The sequence below is a fragment of the Tropicimonas sp. TH_r6 genome, assembly GCF_033101155.1.
In the GTDB taxonomy this organism is placed as follows: domain Bacteria; phylum Pseudomonadota; class Alphaproteobacteria; order Rhodobacterales; family Rhodobacteraceae; genus Tropicimonas.
In genome coordinates, this window is sequence record NZ_JAWMPX010000026.1 from 41,569 (window position 1) to 65,015 (window position 23,447).

The 23,447-nt window shown below is 63.1% G+C and carries 20 protein-coding genes and 1 tRNA gene; 7 read left to right on the forward strand and 14 right to left on the reverse strand.

Going from position 1 to position 23,447, the window contains the following annotated elements; all coding sequences use genetic code 11:
• Window positions 1-383: 383 nt before the first annotated feature.
• The 9 genes from tsaA to R3X27_RS20005 all read right to left on the reverse strand — a co-directional run bounded on the left by tsaA (window position 384) and on the right by R3X27_RS20005 (window position 9,959).
• Complete coding sequence (gene tsaA, locus R3X27_RS19965) at window positions 384-881, reverse strand: tRNA (N6-threonylcarbamoyladenosine(37)-N6)-methyltransferase TrmO (RefSeq protein WP_317710654.1); 498 nt, start codon at window positions 879-881, stop codon at window positions 384-386.
• A gap of 80 nt (window positions 882-961) precedes the next feature.
• Window positions 962-2,224, reverse strand: a complete 1,263-nt coding sequence (locus tag R3X27_RS19970) for a hypothetical protein (protein WP_317710655.1) — start codon at window positions 2,222-2,224, stop codon at window positions 962-964.
• Window positions 2,221-3,753: a VWA domain-containing protein gene (locus R3X27_RS19975; protein WP_317710656.1), complete on the reverse strand. Its 1,533-nt coding sequence runs from the start codon at window positions 3,751-3,753 to the stop codon at window positions 2,221-2,223. The genes R3X27_RS19970 and R3X27_RS19975 overlap by 4 nt, the downstream gene beginning before the upstream one ends.
• Entirely contained in the window at window positions 3,753-4,748 is a 996-nt protein-coding gene (locus R3X27_RS19980; RefSeq protein ID WP_317710657.1) for a VWA domain-containing protein, read from the reverse strand. The genes R3X27_RS19975 and R3X27_RS19980 overlap by 1 nt, the downstream gene beginning before the upstream one ends.
• The gene (locus R3X27_RS19985; RefSeq protein ID WP_317710658.1) at window positions 4,745-5,227 is read right to left on the reverse strand and encodes a DUF4381 domain-containing protein; all 483 of its coding nucleotides are present in this window, start codon (window positions 5,225-5,227) and stop codon (window positions 4,745-4,747) included. The genes R3X27_RS19980 and R3X27_RS19985 overlap by 4 nt, the downstream gene beginning before the upstream one ends.
• Window positions 5,224-6,168, reverse strand: a complete 945-nt coding sequence (locus R3X27_RS19990; protein ID WP_317710659.1) for a DUF58 domain-containing protein — start codon at window positions 6,166-6,168, stop codon at window positions 5,224-5,226. Before R3X27_RS19990 ends, R3X27_RS19985 begins: the two co-directional genes overlap by 4 nt.
• 7 nt (window positions 6,169-6,175) lie before the next feature.
• Window positions 6,176-7,153 (reverse strand): MoxR family ATPase, encoded by a 978-nt coding sequence (locus tag R3X27_RS19995; RefSeq protein ID WP_317710660.1) that lies wholly within the window; start codon window positions 7,151-7,153, stop codon window positions 6,176-6,178.
• A gap of 127 nt (window positions 7,154-7,280) precedes the next feature.
• Window positions 7,281-8,246 (reverse strand): HAD family hydrolase, encoded by a 966-nt coding sequence (locus R3X27_RS20000; RefSeq protein ID WP_317710683.1) that lies wholly within the window; start codon window positions 8,244-8,246, stop codon window positions 7,281-7,283.
• A 120-nt stretch (window positions 8,247-8,366) separates the two neighbouring features.
• Window positions 8,367-9,959, reverse strand: coding sequence for an arylsulfatase (locus tag R3X27_RS20005; protein ID WP_317710661.1), 1,593 nt, complete (start codon window positions 9,957-9,959; stop codon window positions 8,367-8,369).
• Window positions 9,960-10,163: 204 nt separating this feature from the next.
• On the opposite strand from R3X27_RS20005, the gene R3X27_RS20010 reads away from it, so the two are divergent.
• From R3X27_RS20010 to R3X27_RS20020, 3 genes are all read left to right on the forward strand, one after another.
• Complete coding sequence (locus R3X27_RS20010) at window positions 10,164-10,874, forward strand: Crp/Fnr family transcriptional regulator (RefSeq protein ID WP_317710662.1); 711 nt, start codon at window positions 10,164-10,166, stop codon at window positions 10,872-10,874.
• Between the two features lie 112 nt (window positions 10,875-10,986).
• On the forward strand, window positions 10,987-12,975 hold the full coding sequence (locus tag R3X27_RS20015) for a tetratricopeptide repeat protein (protein WP_317710663.1): 1,989 nt from the start codon (window positions 10,987-10,989) through the stop codon (window positions 12,973-12,975).
• Between the two features lie 112 nt (window positions 12,976-13,087).
• On the forward strand, window positions 13,088-15,457 hold the full coding sequence (locus tag R3X27_RS20020) for a methyl-accepting chemotaxis protein (protein WP_317710664.1): 2,370 nt from the start codon (window positions 13,088-13,090) through the stop codon (window positions 15,455-15,457).
• Window positions 15,458-16,051: 594 nt separating this feature from the next.
• On the opposite strand, the gene R3X27_RS20025 is transcribed toward R3X27_RS20020, so the two are convergent.
• The 3 genes from R3X27_RS20025 to R3X27_RS20035 form a co-directional block, all read right to left on the reverse strand.
• On the reverse strand, window positions 16,052-16,840 hold the full coding sequence (locus R3X27_RS20025; RefSeq protein ID WP_317710665.1) for a VPLPA-CTERM sorting domain-containing protein: 789 nt from the start codon (window positions 16,838-16,840) through the stop codon (window positions 16,052-16,054).
• Window positions 16,841-17,246: 406 nt separating this feature from the next.
• Window positions 17,247-17,666: a DUF4345 domain-containing protein gene (locus R3X27_RS20030; RefSeq protein WP_317710666.1), complete on the reverse strand. Its 420-nt coding sequence runs from the start codon at window positions 17,664-17,666 to the stop codon at window positions 17,247-17,249.
• A 30-nt stretch (window positions 17,667-17,696) separates the two neighbouring features.
• The gene (locus tag R3X27_RS20035; RefSeq protein ID WP_317710667.1) at window positions 17,697-18,524 is read right to left on the reverse strand and encodes an NmrA family NAD(P)-binding protein; all 828 of its coding nucleotides are present in this window, start codon (window positions 18,522-18,524) and stop codon (window positions 17,697-17,699) included.
• Between the two features lie 143 nt (window positions 18,525-18,667).
• On the opposite strand from R3X27_RS20035, the gene R3X27_RS20040 reads away from it, so the two are divergent.
• From R3X27_RS20040 to R3X27_RS20050, 3 genes are all read left to right on the forward strand, one after another.
• Window positions 18,668-19,651, forward strand: a complete 984-nt coding sequence (locus R3X27_RS20040) for an AraC family transcriptional regulator (protein WP_317710668.1) — start codon at window positions 18,668-18,670, stop codon at window positions 19,649-19,651.
• A 13-nt stretch (window positions 19,652-19,664) separates the two neighbouring features.
• On the forward strand, window positions 19,665-20,153 hold the full coding sequence (locus tag R3X27_RS20045; protein ID WP_317710669.1) for an ATP-binding protein: 489 nt from the start codon (window positions 19,665-19,667) through the stop codon (window positions 20,151-20,153).
• Between the two features lie 305 nt (window positions 20,154-20,458).
• The gene (locus R3X27_RS20050) at window positions 20,459-20,719 is read left to right on the forward strand and encodes a hypothetical protein (RefSeq protein ID WP_317710670.1); all 261 of its coding nucleotides are present in this window, start codon (window positions 20,459-20,461) and stop codon (window positions 20,717-20,719) included.
• 146 nt (window positions 20,720-20,865) lie between these two features.
• Here R3X27_RS20050 and R3X27_RS20055 read toward each other — a convergent pair.
• A tRNA-Arg gene (locus tag R3X27_RS20055) sits at window positions 20,866-20,942 on the reverse strand.
• A gap of 168 nt (window positions 20,943-21,110) precedes the next feature.
• On the opposite strand from R3X27_RS20055, the gene R3X27_RS20060 reads away from it, so the two are divergent.
• The gene (locus R3X27_RS20060; RefSeq protein WP_317710671.1) at window positions 21,111-22,202 is read left to right on the forward strand and encodes a hypothetical protein; all 1,092 of its coding nucleotides are present in this window, start codon (window positions 21,111-21,113) and stop codon (window positions 22,200-22,202) included.
• A 20-nt stretch (window positions 22,203-22,222) separates the two neighbouring features.
• On the opposite strand, the gene R3X27_RS20065 is transcribed toward R3X27_RS20060, so the two are convergent.
• Window positions 22,223-23,443, reverse strand: a complete 1,221-nt coding sequence (locus R3X27_RS20065) for a cysteine desulfurase (RefSeq protein ID WP_317710672.1) — start codon at window positions 23,441-23,443, stop codon at window positions 22,223-22,225.
• Window positions 23,444-23,447 lie beyond the last annotated feature (4 nt).

Here is a 23,447-nt window from a genome sequence, read left to right on the forward strand (position 1 = left end):
GGCCCTCTGCCAAAGTGTCGAAAACACTGGATTTAATAGTTAACGACGGGTCCGTCATGGACCCGGATTGTTTCCACAAGGGGGCTCAGAGACACCAGTTTTCCAACGGTTTCGGCGTGTTTTTCACCGGTTGGAGGTGATCGTTTTTTCAAACCTGCCAGAATGGACAGGTTCCGTCCGTCCAGTCGTTTCCACTTGGGTTACGAAATAAAATTTCGCCACACCTGCGCCACGATCTCGCCACAAATCAGAAAAAATCTCCAACAGGGTTAACCACTGGTTGTCGCATCGTCACCAATCACGCGGATAGCGCGAGACTGTGATGAAAAAGCGGGCCAGCCTGCCGTTTGAAGCCCGAATCAAAGCCCGAAGCAACGCGCCGATCAGACCGGCGACTGGCCGTCGGGCATGTCGATCCCCGGCAGCCAGGGCTTGAGATCGACCAGCGGTGTACCGTCCAGGCAATCGATGGCATCGATCTCGATCACGCCGCTCTGGAGATCCAACGCGCGAATTGTGACGGCGGACATCGCCAGCGGGTTGGGCCGGTTTGGCGATCGCAGGGCAAAGGTGCCACGCGGCGCGTCCGTGTGGCGCGGATTCTGCACGATGAGGTCGCGGCGCGCGCGGTCCATCCAGTAGATCGCCATCAGATGCCGCCCCGGTTCCAGACCGGCCAGCCCCGCCGCGTAGCCCGGCTCCAGCTCGATCCGCGCCCCCTGCCCGCTCTCGCGCGCGGCCGAGATGTTGCGCGGACAGCTCTGCCGGTCGGTCCAGGGGCTGCGAATGCGGCCGATGAAGGCAACCTTGGCCGTGGCGCTGGCTTCGGGGTCGAACCCCAGCACTTCCTCGCCGTCGCGGATCTCCGGTCTGTCACTCATCGGCCCTGTCCTTCGCTTAACCCTGTCCTCGCAGATGACGGGTTCCGGCGGCCGCCGCCATGTGAGCCTCCGTCGCAGCCTCAGGCCGGGTTAAGGGGCGGCAGCTTGCCCGCCCCCGTCCCTTTCGCCCGCCGCCGCGCCCGCTCTGCCCGGAAGGCGCGGCGCATCTCCTGCCAGCCTGAACTGTCCCGCGCCGGTGTAGCTGCGCGGCCATACCGCACCGCGCCCAGACCGGCGAGCGCCGGGTCCAGGGCGTCGCCCCGCCCCGGGCAACGCGTGTCCCAAAGCGACAACGTCGTGACCAGCGCCGACAGGTCCTGCGCCGCGATCGCCGCTTCGACCTGCCGCGCCGCGTAACCTTCACTGGCCAGCCATGCCGCCCGGCGCGCCTCGATCGTCCGGCGCAGGGGCGGCAGCGCATAGCGCGTCAGCCCCCAGCCGAGCAGGCCCAACACCAGCAGCCCGCCGACAATCAACGCCACCTGCTGTTTGCTGAAGCGCGCGGCGACCGGCGGCGGCGGCGCATCCACCGTGAGTGTCGCGGCCTCGAGGCTGGCGGTCTCCACCTTGCCGCTCCCGGTGTTGAACCAGTCGAACGAAATTGCCGGCAGGTTCACCTCCCCGCCATATTGCGCCAGATAGGTCACCTCCTCGATGCGGCTGCCCGAAAGCTTGCCACGATCCGCGCTCTCGGAGACCTCCGCGTCCTTCGGATAGGCACGCACGGCCTCGCTCTCGATCGGTGGCACGAGCGGCGGGATGAAAAGCGCCGAACTGCCGCCGATCTTCGCCGTCACAACCCGGCGGGCGGACTCGCCCTGCCCAAGCGGGGCATCCGCCCCCTCGATGACCTGTTCCAGCGTGAAGCTCTCGGCGAGCAGCAACGGGTCGAGCCCCTCGGCGCCCGGAGGCACGACAGCGTTGAAGGAGATCGGGTCGAGCGTCGCCTCGTAGCTGACAGGCTGGGTCGTCTCCGGATCGGCATAGGTCAACGTGATTGTCTGTGCCGGCAAGGACACAGGGCCCGGCACCATCGGGTAAAGCCGATAGGCGCGGCCCACACCGGACCATGTCTCGCCCTCTACCCTCTCGCTGATCGGCCCAGAGGCACCTTCCGGCAAGCGGGTGATCACGTTCGGCACGTCCATCGAGGGGAATTGCGGCGGTTGCGGCATCCAGGTCGGCACGAGAACCGAGATCCGCAGTACCACCGGCTGGCCGACGACTGCCTCCTCCGGCTCCAGCGAGACTTCGACCAAGGGCTCGGCGGACGGTGCGGGCTCTTCCTGCGCGGCAAGAGAGAGCGGCGCCAGCCAGAGGATCAGGATCAGCAGCAACCTCATTCCGTCCCCTCCGAATTGGCCTCGAAGAGGAAGCGTGTCCGCAGGAAATCTCCCATCTCCGTGTCGACCGAGCGCATCCATTGCTCGGAAGACTGGAACTCCTTGCCGGCCTCCTCCTGCGAATAATCCGTCTGCGTCTCCGCGCCGCGCTCGGCCTCGTTGTCGAAGACCACGTCATCCGCACCAATGCCGCTTTCCTCTCCGGTATCTCCGGCCTCCCGCGCGTCTTCGACATAGTCGAGGATCGCGCGGGTCACGGCGAGGTTCCAGTCGGCTTCGGGGAAGTCCGGTTGCAGCTTCAACGCCTTTTCATAGGCGGCGATAGCGGGGCGATACTCCCGGTTGCGGGTGCGGGCCAGCCCCTCGCCAAACGCCGCCGCGGCGGTATCGAGGCGGGAATAGAGATCGGCGGCCTCCGGGTATTGCCCGGACCGGAACAACGCCAGGCCGCGCCACATCGGGTCCTCAAAAAGCTCGGCGGCCTCGGCGAAAGATTTGTCGCGATAGGCCATCATGCCCTGCTGATCGGGCGTGAAGAACCAGTCGACAGGGTCGGCGCGCGCGGGTCCCGGCGCGCTTGCGCTCAGCGCGATCCCCAGCAGCGCCGCCCACCGCATCGTCCAGCCGCGCCGGAACCACAGCAGCACCAGCGGCATGGCCAGCCAGCCCAGCATCCAGCCGCGATCTTCCCACTCCAACCGCTCATCGCCCAACAGCGCGGCGCGATAAGCCGAGGCCGCGGCCCGCTCGACCTGGCGAATGTCGCTGTCATCGGCGGTCAGCCCGATCACCGTCGCGCCCTCCAGCCGGTCCAGCGCCCCGCGCGGGCTGCCCTCGGGGGCGGCCTGCAGGAAGATCACCGGCGTTGACTCGTCCAGTGCCGCGAATCCCGGCGTGTCGGCTTCACTCAACTCGTCGAGCACGAAGAGGATCGCGCCCGGCGTCTCGGACTTTGCCAGTTCGGCCTGCGCCAGCGCCAGTGCGGCGGTGGCATTGTCGCCGGGTCTGGGCATGATCTCGGGGACAAGCGCGTCGAGCATGGCGCGCAGGATGTTCGGGTCTTCGGTCAACGGGGTCACGCCATGCGCGCTGCCGGCATAGGCGATGAGTGCCGTGCGCGCACCGGCGCGGGCCTCGATCAGGTCGAGGATCTTGAACTTGGCCCGGTCGAGCCGGTTGGGCGCGAGATCAGGGGCGGACATCGACTCCGACACTTCAAGCGCAACGACAAGCGGCGCAGTCTGGCTCAGGAGCGGGTTGGGAACGCGGCTCCAGCTCGGACCGGCGGCAGCGAGGATACAGAGCGCGCAAGCCAGCATGACGCCGTCGATCGGTTGCAGCCGCCGCGCGCCCTCGGCCCCGACGCTGAGCGCCTCCGCGAGATGCGGCGCGACGCCGACGCTGTCCTGACTGTCCTCGTCCCGAACCCGGCGGATCTGCCACCACAGCAGCGCCAGCGGCACCAGCGCCAGAAGCCAGACCGGCCGCAACAGATGGAGAGCGCCAAGCGCGTCGAGAAATCCGGACATCACGCGCGTTTCCCCCGACTTTGGCCCAGACTCTGGACATGCAACCAACCGCTTGCCGACAGCGCGATCGCCGCCGCAAGGGCGAAGGCGATCCATCCCATCGGCTGTTTCGGCTGAAAGCTCACAGTCTCCGTAATGCGCGGGTTCTGCCGGTCGATCTCGGCATAGATCTCCTGCAAGCCCGCACTGTCGGTGGCGTAGTAAAAGGCGCCATTCGCCCGCGCGGCGATGTCTTCCAGCGCCTTGAGATCCACCTTGTCATCGCCCGAACCATTCGGGTCGCCCACGCCGATGGTGAAAATGCTCACCCCCTGCTGCGCCGCAATCTCGGCGGCATTGACCGGCGACATGCGGCTCGACGTATCGGCCCCATCGGACAGGAGAACCAGCAGGCGCTGGTCGACCTCGGAGGTCTCGAAGCTGCGAATGGCCAAGCCGATGGCGTCGCCAATGGCGGTGTCCGGGCCCGCCATGCCGACCTGCGTTGCCTCCAGCAAGGAGCGCACGGAGACCAGATCCTCGGTGAAGGGCGTCTGCACGAAGGCGCGGGTGCCGAAGACGATCAGCGCGATGCGGTCCCCCTCCCGCGCGTCGATAAACTGGCCCACGACATCCTTGACCACCTGGAGCCGCTGTTGGCGTGCGCCCGAGGCGTCTTCCATGTCGCGCGCATCCATCGAACCCGAGATATCGACGGCGAGGACCATATCGCGCGCGGCCTTCTCGACCGTGACCTGCTGGCCGAGAAGCTCGGGGCGCGCGAGGCCGAGCACAAGCAGCACCCAGCACAGGGTGGCGGCGATCATCTGGAGACGGCGGCGGCGCAGGATGGCGGAGCCGGCACGCGGCTCCAGCCCGGCGGCTTCCGTGATCTCGCGGAAGAACGGGATGCGCAGCGCGCGGGTGCGGTCGCGATACGGCGGGGCAAAGCGCCAGACGAGCAGCGGCAACGGCAGCAGCAGGAATGCCCAGGGGAAGGCGAAGGACAGCGTCATGCCGTCGGTCTCCGATGCGTGCGGATCCAGCTGCGGGCAAGCCGGTGCAGCCCGGCCGTCTCCGGCGCGTCCAATTGGCGATAGGGTGCGGTCAGGAGGATCTCGCCGAGATCCGAGGCAAAACCGCTGCCGCCATGGCTGTCATCGAGAAAGGCGAGCCAGTCGTCGCCGCTCAGCCCGGCGACCTGCGCGCGCGGAAAGGCAACAAGTGCTGTGCGGCGCAGGATCTCGGCAATGGCGACCGGGTCTTCCCCGACGCCGTCCAGCTCGGCCAACGCGGCGCGGCGATAGGCATTGGCGCGCCAATGCCGGCGCGCCAGCAACGCCGCCCAGAGCAGGAGGGCGGCCAGCGCCAGCCCGAGCCAGATCCAGCCGCTCGTGGCCGGAAACATCGAGATCGGCTCGGGCTCCGGGATCGGTTTGAGCATGTCGAGCAGTTCGATGAGGTTCTTGCCCTCTGTCTCGGGCAGGTCGGTCATCGCCCTGCCCTCCCCAGCCCCATCAGCGCGGCCAGCTGCGGCAACGTCTCCTGCCCGGCCGAGAGCGGCAGGACCGGGACGCCGTATTTTCGCGTCCATTCGAGCACACGGGCGATGCGGCCGCTCACGACCTCCTCGACCTTGCGCATCGTCTCGCCATGGGTTGCGTCCAGCTCGACCTGCAGCGCACCGTCGGAGGCGGTGATGCGGAACTTCTCCGGCAGGGCGAGGCCCGACGGGTCCGAGATCGGGAAGAGGATGACGTCATTATGCGCGGCCAGCTGGCGTATGAGCTTCTCGGTGCGGTCATCCACCTCGGCGAAATCGGAGAAGACGAGGATCAGGCTGCCGGTGCGGGCAATCCGGACGGCGGCTTCCAGCGGGCGGTTGAGCGGCAGCGCCGCTTTGGTCTCGCGCTCGGCATGGAGCGCGCAATTGGCCTCGGCCAGCGCCGTGAGCATGCGGTTGAGCGCAAGATCGGACGCCTTGGGGCGCAGCTCGGCGACGCTGTCATCGGTGAAGACAATGCCGCCCACGCGGTCGCCCTGCGCGCGGATGCGAAAGGCGGCCAGCGCGGCGGCCTCGGCGGCGGTGACCGATTTCATGTTGAGCACTGAGCCGTAGAACATGCTCATCCGCTGATCGACCAGCAGCAGTGCGGGCCGGTCCCGCTCTTCGGTGTAGACGCGCACGTAAGGCTCGCCGGTCCGCGCAGTCACCTTCCAGTCGATGGTGCGCGGGTCATCCCCGATCTGGTAATTGCGCAGTTCTTCGAAATTCAGCCCCCGGCCCCGCAGCCGCGAGGCGTGCCGCCCGTTCAGCGCCGAGCGCGCGGGCTGGCGCGGCAGGAAGGAGAGCGCGCGTGCCGGCCCGGCGAGCCGACGCAGATGCGCCAGGTCGGTATAGATGCGTGGGTCGCGTGGGGGAGACTGCTCTGCCATGACGGCCTCAGGGCAGAGCCACGAGGGAAATAACTTCGTCGATCACCCGGTCCGTCGAGATTCCCTCGCCCTGCGCCTCGAAAGAGAGCGAGATGCGGTGGCGGAAGGCATCATGCGCTATGGCGCGGACATCCGCCGGATCAACATAATCGCGCCCCTTGAGCCAGGCATGGGCGCGCGAGCACTTGTCCAGCGCGAGGCTGCCGCGCGGGGAGGCGCCGATCTCGATCCAGCGCGCCAGATCCTCGGAGAAAGCGTCCGGCGTGCGGGTGGCTTGCACCAGATCGGCCATGTAGCGGTCCATCGCCTCGGCGACATGGATCGCAGATATCTCGGCCCGGGCGTCAAAGACGGCCTGTTGCGGAATAACCGGGGGCTTGTCGGATGTGCCGCCGGATTGCGCCCCCTGCTCCTCGCCGCGCACCAGCCGGATCACATCGACCTCGTCCTCGACCGGCGGGTAGAGCACCTGCACATGCATCAGGAAGCGGTCCATCTGCGCCTCGGGCAGCGGATAGGTGCCCTCCTGCTCGATCGGGTTCTGCGTCGCCATGACGATGAAGAGCGGCGGCATCTTGTGCGTGGTGCCAGCGACCGTGACCTGCCGCTCCTCCATCGCTTCCAGAAGCGCGGCCTGCACCTTGGCCGGGGCGCGATTGATCTCGTCGGCAAGCACGATATTGGCGAAGATCGGGCCTGCTTCGAAGCGGAACTGGGCCCCCTCGGCGCCCTGGTGATAGACCTCGGTGCCGGTGACATCGGAGGGCAGCAGGTCCGGGGTGAACTGGATGCGGGAGAAATCCGCCTCCAGATTCTTCGACATCGCCTTGACGGCGCGGGTCTTGGCCAGCCCCGGCAGCCCCTCAATCAGCAGGTTGCCATTGGCCAGCAGGCCGATCACCAACCGTTCGATCACCTCGCGCTGGCCGATGATACTTTCGCCCATGCGCTCCTGAAGCGCGATGATCTGTTCAAGTGCGGTCATTGCATTCCTCTCCAAACAGCGCTCCGAAAGCCGTGCCATCGCCGATACGGGGCGCGGGTCGGCATTGGCACGGCGTCGTCAGCTTGATTCCGTTCCATGGGCGCTGTTTCAACCGTGACGCTATCATTTACTCCGTCGACGGAAAGATCACCGCCCAATCCTGTGCCATGTCCGCAAAATGCCACCCTCTTTCGGAACCCTCGTCCAACCCGCGATTCAGAACGCCGATATGCCCCTCGCGGTCATAGGCCCATTCGCGCTCCCCGTCCGTGTGATGGACATAGAGGCCAAAGCCCGGCGTCTCGCCGGAGGTGGTCCATTCCAGCATCTCGAAATCGCCGTCCGAGTTGCCCCCCGCAAAGATCGGGCGCTTGCCGATATGGTGGTTGATGGCAACCGGCTTGCCAGCCTTGTCATCGTTGAAGAAAAGGTCCGGCTGCTTCATCAGCACCGGCCCCGCCTCGCCCACGACATAGTCTGTCACCAGCGAGGAGCCCACGACCTGCGCTTCGTCGATCCCATACGCATCGGGGGCAAGCACGCGGATGAAGTCGATCCCGCCGCCGGACACGATATAGGTGTCGAAGCCTTCGTCGCGCAGGTAGACCAGCAGCTCCAGCATCGGCTGATAGATCATCGCATCATACGGCTTGCCGGTCGTGGGATGACGCGCCTCCTCCATCCAGTCCGAAACGGAGGCCTGGAAGTCGGACACACTCATGCCGCTATGCGCCGCGGCGAGCACTTCGAGCAGGCCTTCCTTGCCGGTGGCCAGAAGCGCTTCGACATCGCCGGCGGCCGCAGCTTTCAACGCATCAGAGGTCAGCGCGGCCGGGTCCATCTTCCTGACCATGTCGATGGCGAAGTAGAGTTGGAAATAGGCCGGCTGTTCGGCCCAGAGCGTGCCGTCATTGTCGAAGACGGCGATCCGGTCCGCCGGGGTGACGTAGGCTTCGGAAGCGGAGTCGGTCACGCTGTCGACGAAGGCGATGATGGCAGATTTGGTCTCTCCCGCGTTCCAGGACGGCAGCGGGTCGGCCCAGACGGACGAGCCGGCAAGCGCGACGGTGAGAGCGGCGAAAAGGGGTTTCATCATCTATTCTCTGTCTTGGGAAATCGGATTGCCCGCGCGGAGCACGCGAAATGCTCGGAGCGGGCGGGAATGAAGGGGCACCCTCGACGGGCGCCCCCTCCGGTTCCTTGTAAGGACGTATCAGTCGCCGACCGGCGCGCTCATCTTCTCCATCACCTGATCAAGCGAGAAGGACGCAGCCTTCTGGCGCGGCGGGAATTCCTCGAAGGTGGCGAGGAAGCTCGCAACATAGCTCTGGGCAGGCACCAGGAAATAGGCGCGGTCCAGCAGCCAGTCATAGTAGGTGTTGGAGGTCTGATAGGCACGCTCATAGGGATCGCGGCGCAGGTTGAAGATCAGCGGAAGACGCAGCGGCGTGAAAGGCTCGATCCAGGCGCGAAGGGTCTTGTATTCCTTCTGCTCCATGAAGATGAACTTCCAGTCATCATAGCGCAGCGCCGTCAGGTCACCATCATCCGAGAAGTAGAAGATCTCGTGACGCGGGCCATCTTCGGTCTCCCCAGTCAGAACCGGCAGGAAGTTGTAGCCGTCCAGATGCACCTTGTACTCGCGACCGATGGCCTGAACGCCGCCCGCCTTGAGTTCTTCCTTGATGTCAGGATTGCCAGCCGCGGCCAGAAGCGTCGGCAGCCAGTCCATGTGGTGCATGATCTCGTTCGAGACAGAGCCTTCAGCGATCTTGCCGGGCCAACGGACCATCGACGGAACGCGCCAGCCACCTTCGTAATTGGTGTTCTTTTCTCCGAAGAACGGGGTCGAGGCGGCGTCCGGCCAGGTGTTGTAATGCGGGCCGTTATCGGTCGAGTAATGCACGATGGTGTTGTCGGCGATGCCGAGCTCGTCCAGCACGGCGAGCAGCTCGCCCACATGCAGGTCATGCTCGATCATGCCGGCGGTGTACTCGTCCACCGGGCCACCGGCGATCTCGTTTGCCTGCGCGCGCATGTCGTCCTTCACATGGGTCCGGAAGTGCATACGAGTGCCGTTCCACCAGACATAGAAGGGCTTGCCCTGCTCGTTCGCGCGCTTCATGAAGTCGATCGCACCGGCGAGGCTCTCCTCGTCGACCGTCTCCATGCGCTTCTTCGTCAGCGGGCCGGTATCCTCGATCGCGCCATCAGCGGAGGACTTGATCACGCCGCGCGGACCGAACTTGTCGCGGAAGGTGGAGCCATCGGCCATCACCATGTCGCCCGGATAATCCTCGTTCTCCGGCTCTTCCTCGGCATTGAGGTGATAGAGATTGCCGAAGAACTCGTCGAAGCCGTGATTGGTCGGCAGGTGCTCGTCCTTGTCGCCAAGGTGGTTCTTGCCGAACTGGCCGGTCATGTAGCCTTCGGCCTTGAGCAGGCCGGCAATGGTCGGGTCTTCTTCCCGCATGCCCAGCTCAGCGCCCGGAAGGCCGACCTTGCTGAGGCCGGTGCGGAACACCGACTGGCCCATGATATAGGAGGAGCGGCCTGCCGTGCAGCTCTGCTCGCCATAATAATCGGTGAAGATCATGCCTTCATCGGCGATCCGGTCGATATTCGGCGTGCGGTAGCCCATCATTCCCATCGTGTAGGCGGAAATGTTGGACCGACCGACATCGTCACCCCAGATGATCAGGATATTGGGCTTCTCGGCGTCCTGCGCCCAGGCCCCGACCCCACTCAGCGCCAATCCCAGAAGGGATGCGCCGGCAAGGGCCCGCATCGATATCTCAAAACGCATTTTTATCTCCCTGTAAGGATGGATTCAGGTGATCCACCTCGAACTTTTTATGAACCGCGCACGGGCGCCCCTTAGGAAACCGCCCGAACAACACAACCATGAAGCGAACCTGCCGAGCTTGCAACATCGACACGTCCGTATTGCGATACTATGGTTCGATCGCTCGACATTTCTAGTACGACCCGCATTGGACCATCCCATCAAATGACAGCTTCTCTGAACCATCTCCCTTCACGTAACGCTTTGGACCACGCGCGCGCTGTCCTCGAAGCCCGGGGCTGGCTGGCCGAAAGACGCGCCGATCTTCGGGCCGCCCTGATCGACGGTGGCCGGCTGCTCGAGTTCGCCGCGGGCGAGACGCTTTACGGGCTGGGAGATCCGCCCAATGGCCTGTACGGGCTTGTCTCCGGCGTGGTCCAGATCCTGATCCCGGGCGAGAATGGCGAGGTGATCGCCACGCATCGCGCCGAATCCGGTTTCTGGATCGGGGATCTCGCACTGTTCTCCGAACAGGTCCGGCTGGTCGGCGTTGTGGCCCGAGGCCCTGTGACCGCGCTCTTCCTGCCGCGCGCACATCTTCGCAAGCTGGTGCTGTCCCGGCCGGAGATCATGCGCGATTTCTACGCGCTGACCCACCAGAACATGCAGACCGCCCTACGCCTGCTGGCGAATCTGTCAGTTACCCGTTCGAATTGCCGTATCGCTCTGAGATTGCTGCACATTGCCGAGGGCGCCAGCCACACGGACGGCTGGATTGAGCTGGCGCAGGAGGAGTTGGCCGAGCACACGGCCGTCTCGTTGCCCACGGTGCAGCGCTGCCTGCGGCACCTCTCGGAGAGCGGGGCGATCGAGGTCGGGTATGGCCGGTTGCGGCTGCTGGACCGCGCACGCCTCTTCGAGATTGCCAGCGGCTGATCCCCGACACCGGATCGGCCTGCCCGGACGAAACTGCCGCTCCTCCGCATTCCGCGCTGGCAACTTCCGCGTCGGCAAGGCTAGCTTGACCGCAAGCAACAGGAGATTCTCCATGGCCGGTTTCGCAATGGCGCGCCTCGCCCTCACGGCCACAGGCCGCCTCGGCTTTGCCCTTCCGGCGAGCGCCTTGCTCGCGACGCTGCTGGCCGGCGCGCCGGGCCGGGCCGAAGACGCGCCTGACCGGCCCGACTATGTTGGCAGCGAGGCTTGCGTGGAGTGTCACGAGGGGGAGTGGGAGGACTGGACCGGCTCGCATCACGACCTCGCCTGGACCGAGACCAGCGAAGGCGTGCTGGCGGATTTCGACGACACCGCTTTCAGCCATCGCGGGATCACCTCGCGCTTCACCCGCGAAGGTGAGACGCTCTTTATCGAGAGCGACGGGCCGGACGGCGCCATGACACGCTGGCCAGTTGCCGGCGTGATCGGCATCGAGCCGCTACAGCAGTATTTCGTCGAGACCGAGCCCGGCCGCTTCCAGACATTCGACATCCCGTGGGATACCGAGCAGGACGAGTGGTTCCACATGTATGCCGAGCAGCACCTGCCGGCCTCCGACGCCTTCCACTGGTCCGGCCCTTACAAGACCTGGAACAATCGCTGCGCCGAGTGCCACGCCACCGACTATCAGCGCAATTTTGATCCCGCCGAACAACGCTACAACTCGACCTATTCCGAGATCGGTGTCGGCTGCGAGGCCTGCCACGGCCCCGGCTCGACCCATATCGACTGGGCCGAGGAAGAGAGAGCCGGCGCGGATTGGCCGCCGCAAGGATTGAGCGAAACCGGACTGACCATCGATTTCGCCGACGGCGATGTGGAGACCGAGATCCAGCAATGCGCCGCCTGCCACGCCCGGCGCGGCCCGCTGGAGGGCGGCTCCCCCCTGCCCGGCACCGCGTTCCACGACGCCTATCGCCTCTCGACCCTGCGCCCGGCGCTCTACCACCCCGACGGCCAGATCCTCGACGAGGTTTATGTCTACGGCTCCTTCCTGCAATCGAAAATGTATGAAAAGGGCGTGACCTGCTCGGATTGCCACGATGTCCACAGCGCCACCCATTACAACGAAGGCAACGGCATCTGCCTGAGTTGCCATTCCCCTGCCGGCAATCCGGATTTCCCGACGCTCCGCCTTGCCGAGTATGACAGCCCCGAGCACCATTTCCACGAAGACGGCAGCGAGGGCGCCCAATGCGTCTCCTGCCACATGATCGAGCGCGTCTATATGGGCGTGGATGGCCGGCACGACCACTCCTTCCGCGTCCCCCGCCCCGACCTCACAGTGGCCACCGGCGCGCCCAATGCCTGCACCGATTGCCACGCCGCCGAGGGCCCGTTCTGGGCCCAGGCGGAGCTGGAGAAACGATTCCCTGAGTCCGCCTATCGCGGCGCGCATTTCGCCACCGCCTTCGCGGCCATCGGCACAGGCGACCCCGCCGCGCGCGACGAACTGGTCGAGATTGCGCTCTCCAACCAACCCGGCATTATCCGTGCCACCGCTTTGGAGATGCTCGCGCCGCTGGCAGAGCCCGCGCACGCTGACCGGTTGGCACCGCTCCTCGCCGACCCCGATCCGCTGGTACGCGCGAATGCCGCCCCGCTGCAGCGCCAGACAGAACCCTCAACCATGGTCCAGCGACTGCTGCCGCTATTGACCGACAGCCGCCGGGTCGTGCGCAATGCCGCCGCGCGGGAAATGCTCGCCGCGCCCGTCGAGAGCTTGTCCGAGCCGCATCGCAACGCGCTCTCTTCCGCCATGGTCGAATGGCAGCAAACCCTTGCTGTAACGACGGATTTCCCCGAAACACAGCTCGTCCTCGGCGGCATCGCCCTGACCACGCGCAACCTGGACGGAGCCCTTGCCTCCTTCCGCGAGGCCGTTCGGATCGATCCGCAGATGACCCAGGCCTGGTCGATGCTCGCACGCCTCGAAGCCGCCGCCGGCCGCCCCGAGGCCGCACGCGAAGTGCTGCAGGCTGCCATCGGAGCGAATCCGGAAGCGGGCGAACTCCAGGACCTGCTCGATCAGCTCCCCTGACCAAAAGGTCAGCAGAACTTTCGCCAAGGATCGGCCCCGGATTACCGGAACGTTAGGGTTTTGATGGTCTGTATGACGCAATCAACAAGACCCTGAAGGAACGGAAACGCCAATGCCGTCGTCCAAACATCGTCTCGACTGGAGCCACTGGAGCATCCGCAAGCAGATCAACATGGCCATGGGAAGCGTCGGTCTTCTCTTGCTGGCCATTGCCGTGATCGCGGTGGTTCTGACGAACCAGATTGGTGGAATCTTCACCGAATACCGCGCGGCTGCGCACCAAAGCCTGTCCGCAACCGATATTGGCAACGACCTCGCACATGTACGACGCCTGGTTTTCCAGTATCGCGATACCGGATCCAAGGAGATCGAGGCGCAAATCTTCGAGATTACGGCGGAGTTGCTCGAACACAGCGAAGAAAACCAGGTGAGCTACGCGGAACAACCTGTGTTGGTGGAGTTGTTCGGCAAGATCGCTGAGGATCTTGAGAACTACCGGTCGAATTTCGAAACCGCCGCTTTTCTGCAGGATCGCCGCAACGCTCTGGTCAAGGACATTTCCGAAATCGGTCCCTCGGCGCGCAAGAAGCTCTCGGACGTGCTGGCCGCGTCAAGCAGGTCCGACAGCGGGGCAACCGTGTATGCGGCATCCTTGGTCCAGCAAAGCTTTCTACTCGGGCAGTTCTATCTCGAACGGTTCCTGCTGAGAAATGACATCGCGGCCTTCGAGGAAGCCCTCGGTCATATCGACGCCGCAATGGCCGCAAAAGACGAGATGCTGGAGACCCTGAGCGATCCGGACACAAAAACGCTCGCGGGTGAGGCCTTGATGGAGATCTTCCGATATCGCGCCGCGGCGGATCGGGTCAGACTGGCGATCGAACAGCGCAACATCGCCTATGTGGAGATGGACACTCTTGGTCCGCATATCGAGGGGCTGCTTTCCGGCTTCCAGCAGGACGTGATCGGTCGCCAGAATACACTGGGTCCGGAAGGAGGCACTGTTATCAATACAGCCTCCCTTGCCGTCGAAATCCTTGGAATCATTTCCGTTCTGATCGCAATCTTTCTGTCCTGGCGTATCGGGCGGGCCTTGTCGCGCAAGATCAACGATTCCGTTCAAACCATGAGCGAACTGGCCCAGGGCAACCTTGAGATCGAGGTGACCGGACAGGACAAACAGAACGAACTCGGAGAGATGGCGCGCGCTCTTGTTGTCTTCCGGGACAACGCATACGAAGCACGGCAACTCGAACAGGAAAAGGAAGAGGCGGACAAGCGCGAGCGCCACCTTCAGGCTGAACAGGCGGAACGCGACCGCAAGGCGGCCGAGGAGGCCAAGCAACGCGCCGAGGAAGAACGGCGCCAGTTCGAGGAACTCGAACGGTTCCGCGAAACTGTCGATGCCGTCATCGAAAAGGCAGCCGAGGGAGATTTTTCCCCCCGCATCGCCCTGACGACCTCGAATGAGGGGTTCCGTCAGATGGCACAATCGATCAATATCATGCTCGAAAATGTCGAGGCAGGCGTTTCCGAAACGGCGCGCATCCTTCAACACATGTCCACCGGCGACCTGACCGGTCGGATGTCGGGCACGTTCCGTGGTGCCTTCGCGCAGTTGCAATCAGATGTGAACCGTACAATCGAGACGATGAGCGACCTTATCGGCGAGTTGGCCGAGCGCGGGGCCAGCGTCGACAGCAAATCAGCGGAGTTGCAGGCGGCGGCACAGGACATGTCGCGCCGAACGGAACAGAACGCCGCATCGCTTGAAGAAACCTCTGCGGCCCTCGAACAGATGTCTGCTGGCGTCAAGCAGGTCGCTGACACCATTGCTCAAGCGAATAACGAAGCCGATTCCGCCGCTGCCGCCGCCCGTCAGGGCGCCGAAATCAGCCGGGATGCAGTCAACGCGCTCTCGGAAATCACCGATGCATCCAAACGCATGGATTCCATCGCCGGTATAATCGAAGACATCGCTTTCCAGATCAATCTTCTGGCGCTGAATGCCGGGGTCGAATCTGCTCGGGCAGGCGAAGCAGGACGCGGCTTTGCCGTCGTCGCCTCGGAGGTCCGGTCTCTCGCGCAGAGGTCAACGGAAGCCGTCGCGGAGATCACGCAAGTGATCTCGATCGCCCGCGAAAAAGTCGAAATCGGGTCCACAAGTGTTGGCAAGACCCAGTCCACGCTGGACAAGATCGTCACAGCGGTAAACCGGGTCAGCGATCAGATGGGAAGCGTCACGGAATCGATGGACCAGCAATCGACCGGCATTGCCGAAATCAACACAGCGGTCACGACCCTGGATTCCAGCACACAAGCCAATGCCTCTGTTTCCGAGGAAGTGACCGCCGCAAGCAGCGTTCTGCAGGCCGACGCGCGCAACCTGAGCGCCTCTCTGAGCACGTTCAGAACCGACAACACCACTGCGCTGGAAGACCGCCCCACGCTCCCTGTAAGCGATGCGGAGTTCGCAGCCTAAGTCACGGTTGGGACCTACCGGCTGACGCCGGTAGGATCCCGGGTGTGCTGGATTAAGGCTAATCGACCCTCAGCGAATGAGACTGCTGTCCAAGGCAAGAAAGACGAACGCAGTGAAGCTTTGATCGGTTTGGTAGCAACTCTCCTCGTTTCCCCTGACCGGCCCTCACGGAATATGATTGTTGCCTGGGACACCCGCAGGTCTATGCTGCCCACCACTGGCAGAGACGCCGAAATCTGTATCTCGGTTCGCAAGAACGATGGGGTGCGGAAAGAGAACAGGTCTGCCAGCACTCGAAAACACAGTCTGCGCGATTAGCGGACCTCTCAGAAAGGAACGGACCGGCTTTCACATTCGACATCATGTCAAAGCTGGAAGATCGTGCAAAAGCTGAGAGGCGGTGTACAAGGTTTTCGCCGAACGTTTCAGGGCAACCGCCCCCGAACGACACATGAACGATATCGACACCAGAGTTCTTCAACGATTCTGACGAGACTGCGACAGTGGAGGGCGCAAAAACCTCACGCCCCTGATCGCTACATCCAGAGGCAGGGGGACCTCGGCTCCCCCCACGCTCCAGATTCCGAGATTAGATCAGGCGTGACGCCGACGACGGCGGCTTGCAAGCGTGCCGAGCCCACCCAGAGCGCCCAGCAAGAGAAGAGAGGACGCAGGCACAGGGATCGGGACGACCGTCAACAGATCCTGACCTTTTCCCTTGGCTTCCAGAAAGACCAAGTTGTACTTGCGATCAGCGCTGGCCGCGAGCCCGTCGAGAAGGCTGTTCGCGTCTGTCAGGACATTGCCGCCCACGACCGTGGCGTGAAACGCCCCGGACATGACGTCCAGCGTGTCTCCGGTCTCGTTCACGATTTCCCAAAGAGCGAGTTGGAAGGCCGCGGACGCGACGTTATCGCGGAGCTTGCTCACCAGCGTGTCAAACGCCGTGTCAAACAGTTTTGTGATCAGGGTCTGTTGAGCGGCGTTGATCTTGGGATCGTGCGCACCGGCGAAAGGCGTATCGGTCACCTCGTATTTCACACCCAGATCAAGATACTGGAAGGTATCCAGGCACCAGGCGATAAAGCTGTTCGTTGATCCGCCGTCCGTGGTCTTAACGGCAAAGCCGCCGGCAGCAACATTGAGCGCTCCGCCTTTCACGTTATTGCCAATGATCCGAACCGAGGAACTTCCAACACCAGTGAAATAGCTGCTGCCCTGCTTCTCGAGCGTGAATTCGCCCGTCGGCAAAGGCGACTCGGGGATGAAGGGACTGGAAGAAGCCTGATCAGCCAGCGAAATGCTGAGAACTGTGGCTGTCGCGAACGCCGCGAAACGTATACCTGAGAACATGAACACCAATACCTCTTGTTTGTCATGCATTGCTTGGACGAAAAAATCCGGGTGACCGGAGTATGCCTACGCGGTTCTGGTCGGTACACATAACAAAAAGGCTATGTTTTTCCTAAAAAATGCCCTTTTTCCAAGCCTCAACACATCCAATACACTCGAACTGGCGTGACTGTATCCAGAGCGGGAACAATTCTGCGGTCAGGGCTTCGAACCATGGAACATGGCAGAGATCGTCTCGCAGCGGCACTTCCCCCAATGCATCCCGATCACCGTTCGCTTGTCTGGCCCTTTTTTTTCTTCGCCGAGAACGTGCGACGCCTTCCGAAATCATCACTGTCCTGAAAGCTCGAACGAGTTTGGTGGCTTAGCCGAGCGTTGCAGGCGAGGCCGAATCCCCTGGCCCCGCCCCTGCCCTGCCTTACGACCTGCAGATCTGTCAGGTTGGTGTCTTTGCAAGGAGGACAGGCCTGTGCCCCTGCACCTGCAAGGCGAGCAGACAGAGCAAACCGATGACGATCTCGATCGCGAGAGCGGCCAGGATGCTCTCTCCGGGCCATCCGTCAAGACATAGGCCAACGACGCGCCCGAACGCGAATGCCAGAAAAAGCATAGCGCCTAACGCCGCGGAGAGGCGTGCCATTCCAGGATGCACCGCGCCGGCGAAGACCACTGCGCCGAGGGCCGCGAGGTTTGCTCCCGGGGCGCGCAACTCACTCAGAAGGGTCGGATCGGTGCCGAGAGAAATCCCGTACCCCGCATAGAAATCATGGGGAATGACTGTGATTGCGAGACCAATGCCGAGGGCCATAAGACCAGCCGCACCGAGGGTCAGTTTCTGGAAAAGCGTCGTGACCATGAGATGTCCTTTTGATCCTTGGTTGGAAAATCAGGCCGCGTCGGCCCAGACCCCGGCCTGCGCGGCGGCCTTTGCATAGCTGGTGAAAGCGCGCGGCGGGCGCCCGAGGGCACGTTGGACACCGTCCGAAAGCTGCGCGTTCCGTCCATCCAGCGTTTCGCGCGCAATGGCGGTGAACACGTCGGCGATCATATCTCCGTGCGATGCGAACAATGCCGCGTGGAACGCCTCAAAAGAGATCGGCACATGCGCGATCTGCCGTCCGGTGGCGGCGGAAAGTGCCTCGGCCATCTCGGCGAAGGTCATGAGATCCGGGCCGGTCACCTCATAGAGTCGGCCATCGTGGCCCTCTTCAGTCAGGGCGGCCACCGCAACGTCAGCGATGTCGTCCACGTCCACGATGGGTTCCTGGACGTTGCCGCCGGGCATAGGCAACGCGCCTTTCATCACCGGCGCGAGCAATGCGCCTTCCGAGAAATTCTGCGCAAACCACGCGGCGCGGACAATCGTGAAGGGCAGACCGGCTTGCCGGATGACCATCTCGGCCCGCTGCGCGTGGTGTTCGCCGCGTCCGGTGAGCAGGACCAGTTTGCCGACGCCCGCCGCACGGGCCTGTGCGACAAAGGCCTCGACCGTTTCCACAGCGCCCGGCACGGCGATGTCCGGGAAGTAGGAAATGTAGACGGCGGAAACGCCGTCGAGAACCGCGCCCCAACCTTCAGGTGCGCTCCAGTCAAAGGGGATCGTGGCGTTGCGGGAACCACGGCGCACGGGAAGGCCCATTGCGTCGAGCCGGGCCGCAATACGGGCACCGGTCTTGCCGGTGGCGCCGAGAACGAGGATGGGTTTGGCTGTCATGATCGTTTTCCTTGAACCAGTTTTCTTTCGATGACCCAGGATTGTTCGATCCGGCAGGATGAACCATCCCCGTACGTCCTGAAATATTGCCTGATCGTCCACAGCTTCTGGACGACGGGCACAAGGACGTCCAAAATCACCCTATGACAGAGCCACATGTTCCCGACCCCGCGCGTCTCGCACAGCCCATCGGCGATCCGCTGGGCGAGATCCTGCACCTGCTCAAGCTGACCGGCACTTTCTATTGCCAGTCACGGCTCAGCGCTCCGTGGGGCATCGCAATTCCCGGTTTTCCCGATGTGATGAGCTTCGCCGTGGTCACTGGCGGGCGGGCCTGGCTGCGGGTGGGCGAGGATACGCCCTTCGAGATCCAGAAGGGAGACCTGGTGCTGATGACACATGGCGCGCCGATCGACCTCTACAGCGATCCGGACGCGCGCCTCATGCAGTTGGAAGAGCTGCCGATCCGAAAGGTGACCGACCTTTACGAGACGGTCGAGTATGGCGGTGGCGGGACAGAGTGCAGCATAATGTACGGTCTTGTCCGGCTCGACCACGCGTCGAGCCCGATGTTGATGGCGCTGCTTCCGGATGTGCTGAAGATCGACCCGTGGGAAGAGGACGCCGGAAGCTGGCTGCAGGGCACATTGCAGTTCATCGCACGCGAGGCGCGCGAACTGCGTCCCGGCGGTGAGACCGTCATCACCCGCCTTGCGGATGTGGTGGTGATCGAAGCAATCCGGCGCTGGCTCGGCCGATCGCCCGACGCAAACCGGGGCTGGCTGAAGGCCGCCCGTGATCCACAGATCGGCCGGACCATTGTCGCCATCCACCGCGACCCCGCCGCTGGGTGGTCGGTCGAGACACTCGCGCAGGTTGCGGGCATGTCGCGCTCGGCCTTTGCCGCGCGGTTCACTGGTCTTGTGGGCACACCCGCGATGCAATTCCTTGCGGAATGGCGCATGAACCTCGCCCAGCGACGCCTGAGGGAGACGACGCTGCCCATCGCGACCATTGCCGCAGATCTCGGCTACCAGTCCGAACCCGCCTTCAACCGCGCCTTCAAGCGTGTGTTCGGGTCAACCCCAGGTCGGGCGCGGCGGGCTTCTATGGAGAGCCCTTCATGACAGGGAGACCGCAATGACACCCGTGTTGCACTTGTTCTGCGGCAAGATCGCCTCCGGAAAATCCACGCTGGCGGCGCAGATTGCCTGCGAGGGCGCCGTTTCGATTGCAGAGGATGCCTGGTTAGAGGGATTGTATGCCGACCAGATGAAGACCGGAGCGGATTACCTGCGATGCAGCGCACAGCTGAAAACCGTCATGGGACCGCATGTTTCATCGCTCCTCAACGCCGGGCTCTCCGTCATCCTGGATTTTCCCGCCAACACGGTCGAACAACGCGCCTGGATGCGGGACGTCCTCGCGCAAACCAACGCGGCCCATCAGCTTCACGTTCTGGACACTCCCGATGAGATCTGCCTCGCCCGCCTCGCGCACCGCAACGCCACCGGGGAGCACCCTTTCGCGGTCTCTGAAGAGCAGTTTCGACGGTTCTCCAGCCATTTCGTCCGGCCTGCTGCCGACGAGGCTTTCAACCTGGTCATGCATCGGACCCCCACCGGGTGAAGCGCATTTCATCGCAGGAGATGGCACCTCTTATCGAAGAGGCTTTTCGTAGAAGGTGCCGGCCCCGAGGTCTTCCATAAAATGATCGGGACCGGCTCAAATGGATTGTCTTTGAACGGCACCTAACCTTACGTAATACTCATGGTTTGGATAAGCCTGCTATCAAGAAACAATCCAAGCCACCTGTTTCCCTGGTGTTTGCCGCCTGACCACTGGCTCCCAGTGTAATACTGATACACCTCGGCTGCTCTAAGAACGGTTCCCCGTCACGCAGAGCGATCAGGCGCTGAATAAAGGAGATTTCCATGCCGCATGCAGAGGCGATCACAGCCCTCGACTTCTTGAAGCTCGGTGACTTCCGGGCAGGTAGCGAAATGGAGGCAGCGCATCAGATCTGTCAATCGCATGAGGGCGACCCGACATTTGACTGGATTCACGCTCTTGTACATCGGATTGAAGGCGACGATTGGAATGCCGAGTATTGGTATCGGCGAGCGGGCAAGTCACGGCATCCAGAGACTATCGAGGAGGAGTGGCAGGCTATTCGTGCGACGATTTCCGGGTAACTTCCCGGTTGGACCCGATCTATTAGACCGCGACAAATCGGAGCCGCATGCCAGAGCGTTCCGGAAACGAATGGGAGGAAAACGGGGGAGCGGAGTCCCACTCTTCGAATTTTCCCGTATTAAAACAACCTACTAAAGATGTGGTATGGCGGTCGCTATAGGATTCGAACCTATGACCTTCGCCTTCGGAGGGCGACACTCTATCCAGCTGAGCTAAGCGACCGTGAGCGCCGACGTAGCAACTCGCGCGCAGGTTTGCAAGCGGTTCGAAGCCCTGAAAGCGCGATGGGCAACGTCCGCGACAATTCGATGTGTCCTTGCAGTGCGGGCTTGCATTCCATCCGGGGATCGCCTGTTCTGTTGAAACGCTTGAAAAATGACGGATCTTGCCGTGCTTTCCATTCTTCGCGCTGCCTGCGCCCTGTTTGTGCTCATAGGTGTCGGTGTAACCGATCCCGTTTCTGCCCAGCAGCAGGTCAGCGGAGGACTTGCCGAACTCGTCGACGACGCCGCCCCCGAGGAACCGCTGCGCGTCGGAGTCGGTGTCAAGATCACCCAGATCACCGGCGTCGACCAGAAAGCCGAGAATTTCGGCGTTGTCGCGCGGGTTCGGATGAGATGGAAGGATGAGGCGCTTGCCTTCGATGCCGAGGAACTCGGGCGATCGATCAAGACCCTTTCCTCGGACGAATTCGCGAAAAGAGGCCGGGAATACGGCGTGCATATTCCCGTTGCGACCATCGAGAACCAGCAGAGCCGCAGCTTTGTCAAATCTTCGGTCGTTACCTGGTTTCCCGACGGTACGGCGCTTTTCACCGAGGAGATCATCCTGACGCTTCAGGCACCGGATTTCGACTTCCGTCGATTCCCCTTCGACCACCAGAATTTCTACTTTCGGATCGTCGCCAACGGCCCAACCAACTTCCTGAAATTCGAGCCCCTGGCCGAGGCCAGCGGATTGGGGGATACACTTGGCGAAGAGGAGTGGCTGATCACCGACCACTGGACCGAGGTGGACGAGGTCGAAGGCATCTCCGGCTTCACCTCCTCGCGGTTCTCACTCGGGTTCTCCGCCCATCGCCACCTGTTCTATTACTGGGCCCGTATCTTCGTGCCGGTTACCCTGCTGATCATTATCGGTTGGGCGAACCTGTTCCTGGAGGAATACCGCCGCCGGATCGACATTGCGACCGGCAACCTGCTCGCCTTCATTGCCTACAATTTCACCATCTCCGGCGAACTCCCCCGCCTAGGCTACGTGACCTTCATCGACGCCCTGATGATGTCGGTCTTCATTCTCTCGGTAGCCTCGGTTGTGTACAATGTCGCGCTGCGGCGTCTGTCCATGGCAGGCATGGAGGAGAAGGCGCGGGCGATGGATTGGCACACAACCCATTGGGGCTATCCGCTGCTTTTCATCGGCACGGTTGTCGTCCTGCGGCAGATCTTCTTTGTGGATGGCGCGCTGATCCCGTTTCTCTAGAGGCGCAGCCCCCTGCCCTGTCAGGCAAAGAGCTCGTGACAAAGCTCCAGCGCCTCGACCAGCGCATCGACCTCCTCAACCGTGTTGTAGAGGCCGAAGCTCGCCCGGCAGGTCGCGGTCAGGCCAAGGTGGTCCATCAACGGGCCGGCGCAATGATGGCCTGCGCGCACCGCGACGCCCTTCTTGTCGAGCACGGTCGAGATGTCATGCGGATGCGCCGCGCCTTCCAGCGTGAAGGAGAAGATCGCGCCCTTGGTCGCCGAATTTCCCTGCACGTTGAGCCAGTTGAGTCCGTCCAGCCGGGAACGGGCATAGTCGCGCAAGCTCCGCTCATGGGCGGCGACATTCTCCATGCCGAGCCCCATGAGATACTCCAACGCCACGCCCATGCCGATCTGCTGAACGATGGCCGGGGTGCCGGCCTCGAACTTCATCGGCGGATCGGCATAGTCGATCTGGTCCTTGTGGACATGACGGATCATGTCGCCGCCGCCGAGGAAGGGCCGCATCTCGGCCATGCGTTCCTTGCGGATATGAATCGCGCCGGAACCGGAGGGGCCGTAGAGCTTGTGCCCCGTGATGGTGTAGAAATCGGCGCCGATATCGTCGAGATCGACCGGCGCGTGCACACAGGCCTGCGAGCCGTCCACCACCACCGGGACGCCTTTTGCATGCGCGCCCTCGACGATGGTCTTCACATCCACGACCGTGCCGAGCACGTTGGACATATGGGTCACGGCGACGAGCTTGGTCTTCGGCCCGATGGCGTCGAGCACGGCCTGCGGATCGAGATCGCCGGCCACGTCCACATCGACCCATTTCAGCACCACACCGAGCCGTTCGCGCAGGAAATGCCAGGGCACGATATTGGCGTGATGTTCCATCACCGAGAGCACGATCTCGTCGCCCGCCTGCAACCGCGGCGCCGCCCAGGCATAAGAGATGAGATTGAGCCCCTCGGTGGAGCCGGATGTCATGACGATCTCGTCCGCGTCCTTGACGCCGAGAAAACGGGCCACGATCCCGCGCACGCCTTCGTATTTCTCGGTGGCGAGGTTGGAGAGATAGTGCAAGCCCCTGTGGACATTTGCATATTCCTCCGCATAGCCGCGCGTGACGGCATCGATCACCGCCTGCGGTTTCTGCGCAGAGGCGCCATTGTCGAGATAGACGAGCGGCTTGCCATTGACCTCGCGGGCGAGGATCGGAAAGTCGCGGCGGATAGCGGAAACGTCATACATTGGG

Bases quoted from the DNA above. Each gene is read 5' to 3' on its own strand.
- tsaA (WP_317710654.1), bottom strand. From the start codon at position 881: ATGAGTGACAGACCGGAGATCCGCGACGGCGAGGAAGTGCTGGGGTTC.
- R3X27_RS19970 (WP_317710655.1), bottom strand. From the start codon at position 2,224: ATGAGGTTGCTGCTGATCCTGATCCTCTGGCTGGCGCCGCTCTCTCTT.
- R3X27_RS19975 (WP_317710656.1), bottom strand. From the start codon at position 3,753: ATGTCCGGATTTCTCGACGCGCTTGGCGCTCTCCATCTGTTGCGGCCG.
- R3X27_RS19980 (WP_317710657.1), bottom strand. From the start codon at position 4,748: ATGACGCTGTCCTTCGCCTTCCCCTGGGCATTCCTGCTGCTGCCGTTG.
- R3X27_RS19985 (WP_317710658.1), bottom strand. From the start codon at position 5,227: ATGACCGACCTGCCCGAGACAGAGGGCAAGAACCTCATCGAACTGCTC.
- R3X27_RS19990 (WP_317710659.1), bottom strand. From the start codon at position 6,168: ATGGCAGAGCAGTCTCCCCCACGCGACCCACGCATCTATACCGACCTG.
- R3X27_RS19995 (WP_317710660.1), bottom strand. From the start codon at position 7,153: ATGACCGCACTTGAACAGATCATCGCGCTTCAGGAGCGCATGGGCGAA.
- R3X27_RS20000 (WP_317710683.1), bottom strand. From the start codon at position 8,246: ATGAAACCCCTTTTCGCCGCTCTCACCGTCGCGCTTGCCGGCTCGTCC.
- R3X27_RS20005 (WP_317710661.1), bottom strand. From the start codon at position 9,959: ATGCGTTTTGAGATATCGATGCGGGCCCTTGCCGGCGCATCCCTTCTG.
- R3X27_RS20010 (WP_317710662.1), top strand. From the start codon at position 10,164: ATGACAGCTTCTCTGAACCATCTCCCTTCACGTAACGCTTTGGACCAC.
- R3X27_RS20015 (WP_317710663.1), top strand. From the start codon at position 10,987: ATGGCCGGTTTCGCAATGGCGCGCCTCGCCCTCACGGCCACAGGCCGC.
- R3X27_RS20020 (WP_317710664.1), top strand. From the start codon at position 13,088: ATGCCGTCGTCCAAACATCGTCTCGACTGGAGCCACTGGAGCATCCGC.
- R3X27_RS20025 (WP_317710665.1), bottom strand. From the start codon at position 16,840: ATGCATGACAAACAAGAGGTATTGGTGTTCATGTTCTCAGGTATACGT.
- R3X27_RS20030 (WP_317710666.1), bottom strand. From the start codon at position 17,666: ATGGTCACGACGCTTTTCCAGAAACTGACCCTCGGTGCGGCTGGTCTT.
- R3X27_RS20035 (WP_317710667.1), bottom strand. From the start codon at position 18,524: ATGACAGCCAAACCCATCCTCGTTCTCGGCGCCACCGGCAAGACCGGT.
- R3X27_RS20040 (WP_317710668.1), top strand. From the start codon at position 18,668: ATGACAGAGCCACATGTTCCCGACCCCGCGCGTCTCGCACAGCCCATC.
- R3X27_RS20045 (WP_317710669.1), top strand. From the start codon at position 19,665: ATGACACCCGTGTTGCACTTGTTCTGCGGCAAGATCGCCTCCGGAAAA.
- R3X27_RS20050 (WP_317710670.1), top strand. From the start codon at position 20,459: ATGCCGCATGCAGAGGCGATCACAGCCCTCGACTTCTTGAAGCTCGGT.
- R3X27_RS20065 (WP_317710672.1), bottom strand. From the start codon at position 23,443: ATGTATGACGTTTCCGCTATCCGCCGCGACTTTCCGATCCTCGCCCGC.